This is a genomic window from Streptomyces prasinopilosus, from assembly GCF_001419695.1.
Classification (GTDB): Bacteria; Actinomycetota; Actinomycetes; order Streptomycetales; family Streptomycetaceae; genus Streptomyces; species Streptomyces prasinopilosus.
This window is the reverse complement of sequence record NZ_LIRG01000630.1, coordinates 1-8,756: the sequence shown is the minus strand read 5'-3', so window position 1 is coordinate 8,756 and position 8,756 is coordinate 1. Positions and strand designations below refer to the sequence as shown.

Sequence of the window (8,756 nt, the reverse complement as noted above, 5' to 3'; positions counted from 1 at the left end):
ACCGCTCCCCGGCCGGCCCGGCCCTCCGCGGAACGCGGAATGCGGTGCGCGACAGGGCCGGTGAACCGGCCAGGGGCATCGGTGCCGGCGCCGACCGGTCCGCCGGTGGATCAGGAGCGGGGCGGGAGCGTCCCGGCGGCGCGGGTGAGGAGCTCGACGACCTGCAGGACCCCGGCCACCTCGGTCCGGGCGGACCGCGGGTCGATCCCCCGGGCTAGGTCCGCCGCAATCGCCGCGAAGTCACCGCCCCGACTGTATGCGCAGTCCGGGCCGGCGCCGAGGGGTTCAGGGCGGCCGGAGCGCCGCAGGCCGTCGCCGACCTTCCAGGGCTCGGCCAGAATGTGCGCGGCCACCTCGGGGAGGTGCGCGTCGTCGAACCCGGCGCGGTACCGGTCGACGGTGTCGATGAGCCGGGGGACGCCCCAGACCACGAACGTGAAGTCCTGCCCCGCCGTGGACACCGTGACCCGGCGGGTGATGCCGGACGACGTGTTCCGGACCTCCTCGACGCAGGGCAGGAACACACTGAACGTGCCCCGCACCCGGTTGACGGCGTGGGACCTGAACACGAGCCGGAGGTTCGTCAGGTGGAGACGCCCGCCGATGGCCTCCTTCCCGCGCATCCCCACCGCCCCCCTCAGGCCGTCGAAGGGGAGCCGGGACAGCCCTGCCTCCCGGACGCCGATGACGGCGTTGGCGTTCTTGCGCAGGACGTGCTGCTCACCGGGGAACAGATCCCCGGGCTTCGACGGTGCCATGGCCACAGATGTACCTCCCGTGGTAACCGTGTCAGATGCACATATCCGGCCGCATTCGGGACCACCGGTCCTCTACGGTCGTGTGCATGCAGCCGTAGTAGCCCTACCGGTTTCCTGTCTCGCCGCCCCCGTAGTCAGGGTCCACTAGTGGCCGCCCCCTGATCGGACTGCTGGTGGAGGCGTGGGCGCGGGCCTGGACACCGACCGGTAGCCCGCCAGGTGCGGGCGGCAGTGCAGGAGACGATGCCCGGGGCGCGTGCGACGCGCCGGCCGGTGTGGACGAGTCGAAGTTCTCGGTGGCTTCGGTGTCCTGTACGACGCCGGATACGAGATCGACCGCATGCAGGAGACGCTGTTCGCGCGCATCCCCACGGCGGACGAAGACCAGCTCCTCCAGCTCGCGCCGGGCGAATGGGTGGTGGAGCTGCACCGGACGACGTACACGGTCGACGGCGCCGTGGTGGAATTCGCCATCGGCGTCCACGCGGCGACGCGCTTCGCTGGGACGTACGACTTCAAGGTCCCCGACTCAGCGAAAGCGGAGGGCGAGAGCAAGTGATCTCAGCACAGGCATGGGCCGACGCTCAACGGCTCTGGGACTTCCAGCAGATGGGGCACGAGCTGCGCCCATGCTCTGTCGCGATCGGACTCGGCAGTCATGACCTCGGAGTCGCGGACACAACCGCCGATCTCTATCACCGGGGGATGATGCCGCTGATCGTCTTCACCGGGGCGACCAGCCGCACCACACGCGACCGCATGCCGCGCGGAGAGGCCGAGCACTACCGCGAGCGGGCGATGGAACTGGGGGTGCCGGCCGATGCGATCCTCGTTGAGCCGCGGGCCCGGAACACGGGAGAGAACATCCGCTTCTCCCGTGCACTCCTCGAAGAGCGCGGGGCCGCCGTGTCCTCCGTCCTGCTGATCAGCAAGCCGTACGAGGAACGACGGGCCTGCGCGACCGCCCGCAAACTGTGGCCCGAAGTCGAGTGGGTCAGCGCCTCCACACCCATGACCCTGGCTGACTACGCCGACTCGATCGGAGACGCATGCCTGGTCATCGACATGTTGGCCGGCGCGCAGCAGCGGCTCATGGTCTACCCGCAGCAGGGATTCATGATCGAGCAGCCCGTACCTGAGGACGTAGCCGCAGCGTATGAGCGCCTGCGTGACGCCGGGTTCACAAGCCGACTTGTGGCAGACACCGCAGTGCGGAAATGACGGCACCACGGGCGCCCTGTGAAGCCCGCTGTGGCCAACCCCCTGCCAACCTGGGACGCCACGCACGCCATATCTGGCGATAAGCGCAGGTCACGCGAGAGGGACGCGCGGGAAACCGGTTGGCCTTGAAAGCCGTCGTGCTCCCAGCGCGGTACAACTTCCCTACTTCATTAAGCCCGACTGCGCTCCGCTCCGCCGGCACGCTCCCGGCTCCGCCGCGGGCGCCGCTCCTGCCTTCGGCCCGCGCTGCGCCTACGCGCGCCGCAGGTGGACCGGGCCGAGGCCATGAGGCGATCACCGCAGAGACCGGCCAGTCGTCAAGACGATGCCTCCGGCGGGGGATCGGCCGACACCGGGATGGAGGGGGCGCCGTCGCCGACTGCGGACTCGTAGGGGTGCGCGAGGGGGCTCCCAACCCGTCCACCGCAGACCCAGGCAGAGCCGAGCAGACGCGGCCCAGGGGCGTCAAGGTCGTTCGTACAGTGGCGCGCTCCACCTTGACGCCCCTGAACCACGCCCGCTCCACGGTGTGTGGGTCGACGGCGGACGGGATGGGAGCCGGGGTGAGTGGTGGGCTTGAAGGGTCGGAACCGTGCGGGAGGTTTGCTGTTCAAGACAGAGGCTTACGCTCGGCCACTATCGGCAAGAGACCCACTTCTTCAAGGTCCAGAACGGAGAGCAGTGGGGCAGCGATGCCCAGCTTCACAGCGGACTGGTGGATCGCTTCCCGCAGGTAGGGCCGTGTTACAGGTGTCGCGATGACTGCAGCAAAGCGCTTCGCAATGGCTGCTGGGATGCTGACAGGCTCCGGAGTGCGAAACACGGCAGCGACATCGGCGACCATTCGCCCTTCCGACGTCACGACCATGGCACGTGTACGGACTGCCAGACGATTTCCCTCCATCCGCTGCATCAGCTGGATGTCTGCGTGGTCGTCGCCAACCTCGCCTTCAGCCTCGCTCAGCTGCTCAAAGCCGTCAGACCTACGCCCGCTCACTTCGTAGTACACGATGTCGAGAAGTTCAGCGAGCTGTTGCAGCTCTTCAAGCGATGAGACCTTGCGCACTGGCCTTGCGCTCATGCGGCACCGCGCTGGCCACGTGCTACTGGTACGGGCTCTGCACTGTGTGCCAGTGGTTCCCAGGAGGGCGTGCTCAATTCTGGGTCGTCGACGACGTGCGCCTTGGTCGCAACAGCCATCCCTACCGCCCTGGCGTAGCGCATGATCGTAGACAGCCGGGGGTCCCCCCCGAGCCGCTCGAAGTCGGAAACGGCGGACTGAGTCGTTTCCATGGCCTGCGCGACCTGCTTCTGAGTGATCCGACAGGCCTTACGATGCCTGACCAGGGTTTCTACGAGCATCATCACCGCATCAGTGTCACTGGCGGCAGCGCTCGTCCGCGCGTCGTTGAGGTCAAGGCCAAGCAGCCCTGCCAGGTGCTCGTCCATAGTCACTCCTTCCCTGACTGCCGAGTATCGCTCAGGACCGATATCACTTCAACGCCTCGGTAGCAGGGTCGTCACCGGTTTGCCTGGTTTGCCACTCAGACAGCCGTTTGCGCGCTGTTTCAATATCGCCCGGGTCGGTTTTTATGCCCTGTGTCGACTTCTTGTTGACGAACTTGAGTCCCAGCAGCAGAGGGCCCACCCCCTCCACCTCGCTGTAGAACAGCCGGAAGATACGCTCACCACAGTTGAGACGTAGCTCCCACAGGCCATCCCCTAGTGGCTTTCGATCTTTGGGCAGCAGCTCATCACTGGCTGCGCGCTCCATGATCTTCTGTAGGCGGACTAGCTCATCCCGCTTCAGTCGGCACTTGGCGATCTCCTTCTGGACCACCTCGGCATCTACCGATGACCGATAGAACTCCCATTTCTTGGCCATCAGCACCCCTCCCATGCCTAGCGCGGCGTCGACCTTACCGCGTGCACTGTCTATCTGACAGACGGTGACACTGATGTATTCACGCAGACGTTTGATTGGATCGCACAGAGTTGCTAGCCCCGAGGTGTAGAGGCCTCCGTCAGCACGACCAAAACCTCTGAATCTTGGTGGCCAGCACCCGTCCCCTGACTGTCAGTGGCTACGCGTACTCTTCCGCCATGCGCAAAGGTGCGATCACGCGGGATGCCGTGCTCAAGGCCCTCGCCGAGTGCGACGAGCTAGGGTCTGTTGCGAAAGTGGATCTTGTTCATTGATGATCATGTCCCGTGGGATGTGGGGATCTGACGAACGGCCAGTGGGTCCGGCTTGAGCCGCTGCTGCCGCAGGGCATCAAGCCGGGCCGTCCGCAGGTGTGGACGCGGCGGCAGCTGATAGACGGCATACGGTGGCGGACCCGGACCGGTGCTCCCTGGCGGGACGCACCCGAACGCTATGGGCCGTGGGAGCGGGTCTACGACCTGTTCTGGAGCTGGCAGCGGGACGGCACCTGGGCAAGGATCCTCACCCGGCTCCAGGTGGAGGCGGGCGCGAAGGGACTGATCACCTGGGACGTCAACGTCGACCCCACCGTCTGCCGGGCCCACCAGCACGCCGCCGGAGCGGCGAAAAAGGGGGCCTCCAGAAGGAACCGCCCGGCGGGATCTTCGTCGAGCCGGCCGACCACGGCCTCGGACGCTCCCGCGGCGGACTGACCAGCAAGGTCCACCTCGCGGTCGAGCAGGGGCAGAAGCCCTTGTCCGTCGTGATCACGGCCGGGCAGCGGGGCGACTCCCGCAGTTCAAAGCGGTCCTGGAAGCCATCCGGGTTCCGAGGCTGGGGCTCGGCAGGCCCCGCAAGCGCCCGGACCGGGTCCGGCCGACAAGGCGTACGACTCCTGCGGAAATCGCTCCTACCTGCGCAGACGCGGGATCAAGGCCGCCATCCCGGTCCCGGCCGACCGGGTCCGCAACCGCCTCAAGCGTGGATCGCGCGGCGGGCGGCCACCGACGTTCGACAAGGACGACTACAAGCAGCGGCACGCGGTCGAGTGCGGGATCTACCGGCTCAAGCGCCACCGGGCCGTCGCCACCCGGTACGACAAACTCGCCGTCCGCTACGAAGCGACCGTGCTAGTCGCAGCCATCAACGAGTGGCTGCGACCAGCACTTTCACAACAGACCCTAGACGGTGGGATTTGAACCCACGGTAACCTCGCTGCCACGACGGTTTTCAAGATCGTGTACTAAGTCTGCGGGGAGCCGGACGCTCGTACCCGAGGATGTCGTGAAGCCAACGGTCGAGGTACTGGGCCTCTGCCTCTCGGTCGCCCTCGACGGTCAGCCACTCGCGGGCGGCGGTGACCATATGCGTCTCGGCTTGATCCGTTTCCGCAGGCCGAAGCTCGACCCAATCGGTCAGTTCGCCCCAGATGAGCGCGAGCGAGTAGAGCGCTTCGTCGCCGTTGTCCACCGGCGCCCCGCCACTGGCAAGACCCAAGATCTCCAATGCCGGGTCGTATGGCGAAGTGTCGCTGTCCAGCAGGGCCGCCGCACGCGCGCTGACCGCTGCGCGAAAGGACTCCGAGTCACCCATGGTCCAGAGAGTAGGCGACGCATTGGGGAGCGCCGGGCCATGCCGGCGACCTGTACAGCAGCGGAGTACCGCAACCACAGCAACCGTCTCCGCCGGGCAGCAGTCCTCCGAGGCCGTGCAGCGACCGGCCTGCCCCTTGCCGACCGGTTCACATAGAGCTACGGATCAGAAGATCTCTGACATCCACGGCTGACCTCAACGATGCCGGACGGAGTCGTACCTCAGCATCCCTGTCCGGCCGTCGTGCCAGTGAGCAGTGGCGACAGGGACAGGCGCGGATCGAACTCCTGAAGCGGTGTTCTCGGAGTTTCCCCAGGTATGCCCCAGCGGCCTCCAGCGATGGAGAAGCCGCAGGTGAGAAGGGTTGGGGGGAGTCCGCTGTAAATCTGCTGCGGGGCCAGCGACGGGCCGTCTCCGGGCCGTCCGAGGGTGGCCCACGACAACCGCCAACGACCACCAACGACCACAAGGGCGCGGCAGTCTGCCGCGTCCTTGTGGTGTGTCCGCCCGGCTAGACCCACGTATCCAGCCACATCCGCGCCCGCCAGTCGTCGATGGGGATGGCCTGGCCGGTGTAGATGGGCCAGAAGTAGATGAAGTTCCAGGCGATCAGGAGGGTCAGGACGCCGGCGGCCGTGGCGCCCGCCACGCGGCGGGTCTCGCCGGCGCGGGGCGGGCCGACGAGCGCGCCCAGGAGCATCGCCACCGCCAGGCACAGGAAGGGGAGGAAGACGACGGAGTAGAAGTAGAAGATCGTGCGCTCCTGGTAGAAGAACCAGGGCAGGTAGCCGGCCGCGATGCCGCAGGCGATGGCGCCCGCCCGCCAGTCGCGGCGGAAGAACCAGCGCCACAGGACGTAGAGGAGCGCGAAGCAGCCCACCCACCACAGCAGGGGCGTGCCCAGGGCCAGCACCTCGCGGGCGCACTTCTCGGCCGCGTCGGCCGGGCAGCCGCCCGTGCCGGGCGCGGGGGAGTCGTAGTCGAAGGAGACCGGGCGGCCCGCGACGATCCAGCTCCACGGGTTGGACTCGTAGGTGTGCGGCGAGGACAGGCCGACGTGGAACTCGTACACCTGGTTCTCGTAGTGCCAGAAGCTGCGCCACGCGTCGGGGAACAGCCACGACCAGGCGCTGTCCTTGCCGTCGGTGGCGGCCCAGTCGCGGTAGTAGCCGCCGCTGCCGTCGGCCGGGGAGAGGAACCAGCCGGTCCAGGAGGCGAGGTACGTCGCCACGGCGACCGGCACCGTGGACAGGAACGCCCAGCCCAGGTCGCGCCGCACCACGGCCCGCACGGGGGCGTGGGCACCGGCGGTGCGGCGGGCGCCGACGTCCCACAGCACCGACATCACGCAGAACGCGGCCATGATGTACAGGCCGTTCCACTTCGTGGCGAACGCCAGGCCCAGCATCAGGCCCGCCGCCAGCCGCCACGGCCGCAGGCCCAGCCGCGCGGTCCCGGCGACGTGCGCGTCCGGCAGGGGCCTGCCGTCGGCGCCCACGGGCAGCGCGGCCGCGAGCCTCTCCCGTGCCCGGTCCCGGTCGACGACCAGGCAGCCGAAGGCCGCCACCACGAAGAACATCAGCACGCCGTCGAGCAGCGCGGTGCGGCTCATCACGAAGTGCAGGCCGTCCACCGCCATCAGCGCGCCCGCCAGGCAGCCGAGGAACGTCGAGCGGAACAGGCGCCGGCCGATCCGGCACAGCATCAGGACCGAGAGCGTGCCGAGCAGGGCCGTCATGAACCGCCAGCCGAACGGGTCGAACCCGAACAGCAGCTCGCCCAGCCCGATGACGTACTTCCCGACCGGCGGGTGCACCACGTACGCCGCTTCGATCGGGACGGGGACGTCACCGCCGGAGGAGAGGATCTGCTTGTCCGCGGCCTTGTCCCAGCTGACCTCGAAGCCGCGCCGGACCAGCGCCCACGCGTCCTTCGCGTAGTACGTCTCGTCGAATATCACCTTGTGGGGGCTGCCCAGGTTCCAGAAGCGCAGCACCCCCGCCAGTAGCGTGACCAGCAGCGGACCGCCCCAGCCCGACCAGCGGGTGATCCGCCCGCCGAGCGACGGCGGCACCCCGAGCGCCGTCCACAGCCTGCCGGACGGCTTCGTGTACGGCGGGACCAGGCGGTCGCGGACGTCGCCCCCGGGCCTCGCCGTGTAGCCGAAACGGCGGAGCCGCTGCTGCCACGACGGTTGCTGGTCCTGCGGCGGCTGTTCCTGCCGGGTGTCCGTGGAGGACGCGGTACTCGTCACCGCGCCATCGTAGGGAATGGCTCTGTGCGAGTCGCGTGCATGGGAGGTATGGGCCCGGTATGCCCCGGGTGCGCCCGGCTCCGCCGCACCGGGCGACGGGCGGAAGCGCGTACGGGCCGGACGCGGACTGGGCGGGGGCGCGGGGCGCCGGGGCCGTCCTCGTGGGGGCGCGGGTGCTGGGAGGATGAGGGGGTGACCGGAATCCTCGTACTCGCAGGCACCCCCATCGGCGACGTCTCCGACGCCCCGCCCCGGCTCGCCGAGGAGCTGGCCGGCGCCGACGTCGTCGCCGCCGAGGACACCCGGCGGCTGCGGCGGCTGACCCAGGCGCTCGGCGTCACCCCCAAGGGGCGGGTGGTCTCCTACTTCGAGGGCAACGAGTCCGCCCGCACACCCGAGCTGGTCGAGGAACTGGCGGGCGGCGCCCGCGTGCTGCTGGTCACGGACGCCGGGATGCCCTCCGTGTCCGACCCCGGATACCGGCTGGTCGCCGCCGCCGTCGAACGGGACATCAGGGTCACCGCCGTACCGGGGCCCTCCGCCGTGCTCACCGCGCTCGCCCTGTCCGGGCTCCCCGTCGACCGGTTCTGCTTCGAGGGGTTCCTGCCCCGCAAGGCCGGAGAGCGGCTGGGGCGGCTGCGGGAGGTCGCCGGCGAGCGGCGCACCCTCGTCTACTTCGAGTCCCCGCACCGGCTCGACGCCACGCTCGCCGCGANNTACGAGGAGGTCAGGCGCGGTCCGCTGGCCGAGCTGGCCGCGTGGGCGGCCGAGGGCGTCCGCGGCGAGATCACCGTCGTCGTCGAGGGTGCCCCGGACCACGGGCCCGAGGAAGTGGACGCCGCCGAACTGGTGCGCCGGGTCCGGGTGCGCGAGGAGGCGGGGGAGCGGCGCAAGGAGGCCATCGCGGCGGTCGCCGTGGAGGCGGGGGTGCCCAAGCGGGAGGTCTTCGACGCCGTGGTGGCGGCGAAGCGCTCCGCGGGGTGAGCGGGACCCGGTGAGCGCCCCG

General features: G+C 69.1%; 7 protein-coding genes and 4 pseudogenes. 5 read left to right on the top strand and 6 right to left on the bottom strand.

The window, feature by feature from the left end:
- Positions 1–110 precede the first annotated feature (110 nt).
- Complete coding sequence (locus AOK18_RS23635; protein ID WP_055695651.1) at positions 111–758, bottom strand: hypothetical protein; 648 nt, start codon at positions 756–758, stop codon at positions 111–113.
- 295 nt (positions 759–1,053) lie between these two features.
- On the opposite strand from AOK18_RS23635, the pseudogene AOK18_RS23630 reads away from it, so the two are divergent.
- Positions 1,054–1,317, top strand: a pseudogene (locus tag AOK18_RS23630) (UTRA domain-containing protein); the annotation flags it as partial.
- Complete coding sequence (locus AOK18_RS23625; protein WP_055695650.1) at positions 1,314–1,979, top strand: YdcF family protein; 666 nt, start codon at positions 1,314–1,316, stop codon at positions 1,977–1,979. The pseudogene AOK18_RS23630 and the gene AOK18_RS23625, both read left to right, overlap by 4 nt.
- A 610-nt stretch (positions 1,980–2,589) precedes the next feature.
- Here AOK18_RS23625 and AOK18_RS23620 read toward each other — a convergent pair.
- The 3 genes from AOK18_RS23620 to AOK18_RS23610 are packed head-to-tail and all read right to left on the bottom strand — an operon-like array spanning position 2,590 to position 3,864.
- Positions 2,590–3,045, bottom strand: a complete 456-nt coding sequence (locus AOK18_RS23620; protein ID WP_240503288.1) for a hypothetical protein — start codon at positions 3,043–3,045, stop codon at positions 2,590–2,592.
- 11 nt (positions 3,046–3,056) lie between these two features.
- Positions 3,057–3,428, bottom strand: coding sequence for a helix-turn-helix domain-containing protein (locus AOK18_RS23615; protein WP_055572027.1), 372 nt, complete (start codon positions 3,426–3,428; stop codon positions 3,057–3,059).
- 43 nt (positions 3,429–3,471) lie between these two features.
- Complete coding sequence (locus AOK18_RS23610) at positions 3,472–3,864, bottom strand: type II toxin-antitoxin system RelE/ParE family toxin (protein ID WP_055572031.1); 393 nt, start codon at positions 3,862–3,864, stop codon at positions 3,472–3,474.
- Positions 3,865–4,190: 326 nt separating this feature from the next.
- Between AOK18_RS23610 and AOK18_RS31285 the strand changes: the two are divergent.
- Positions 4,191–5,102: pseudogene (locus tag AOK18_RS31285) on the top strand (IS5 family transposase).
- A gap of 31 nt (positions 5,103–5,133) precedes the next feature.
- Here the strand turns inward: AOK18_RS31285 and AOK18_RS23600 are convergent.
- Both AOK18_RS23600 and AOK18_RS23595 read right to left on the bottom strand, forming a co-directional pair.
- The gene (locus AOK18_RS23600) at positions 5,134–5,496 is read right to left on the bottom strand and encodes a hypothetical protein (RefSeq protein WP_055695648.1); all 363 of its coding nucleotides are present in this window, start codon (positions 5,494–5,496) and stop codon (positions 5,134–5,136) included.
- A gap of 511 nt (positions 5,497–6,007) precedes the next feature.
- Positions 6,008–7,750 (bottom strand): dolichyl-phosphate-mannose--protein mannosyltransferase, encoded by a 1,743-nt coding sequence (locus AOK18_RS23595; protein ID WP_055695647.1) that lies wholly within the window; start codon positions 7,748–7,750, stop codon positions 6,008–6,010.
- Between the two features lie 192 nt (positions 7,751–7,942).
- On the opposite strand from AOK18_RS23595, the pseudogene rsmI reads away from it, so the two are divergent.
- A pseudogene (rsmI, locus tag AOK18_RS23590) lies at positions 7,943–8,465 on the top strand (16S rRNA (cytidine(1402)-2'-O)-methyltransferase); the annotation flags it as partial.
- Positions 8,466–8,467: 2 nt separating this feature from the next.
- A pseudogene (locus tag AOK18_RS34605) lies at positions 8,468–8,734 on the top strand (16S rRNA (cytidine(1402)-2'-O)-methyltransferase); the annotation flags it as partial.
- Positions 8,735–8,756: the final 22 nt, after the last annotated feature.

Coding starts and splice junctions, on each gene's coding strand:
- AOK18_RS23635 (WP_055695651.1), bottom strand. CDS start 758: ATGGCACCGTCGAAGCCCGGGGATCTGTTCCCCGGTGAGCAGCACGTC.
- AOK18_RS23615 (WP_055572027.1), bottom strand. CDS start 3,428: ATGGACGAGCACCTGGCAGGGCTGCTTGGCCTTGACCTCAACGACGCG.
- AOK18_RS23610 (WP_055572031.1), bottom strand. CDS start 3,864: ATGGCCAAGAAATGGGAGTTCTATCGGTCATCGGTAGATGCCGAGGTG.
- AOK18_RS23600 (WP_055695648.1), bottom strand. CDS start 5,496: ATGGGTGACTCGGAGTCCTTTCGCGCAGCGGTCAGCGCGCGTGCGGCG.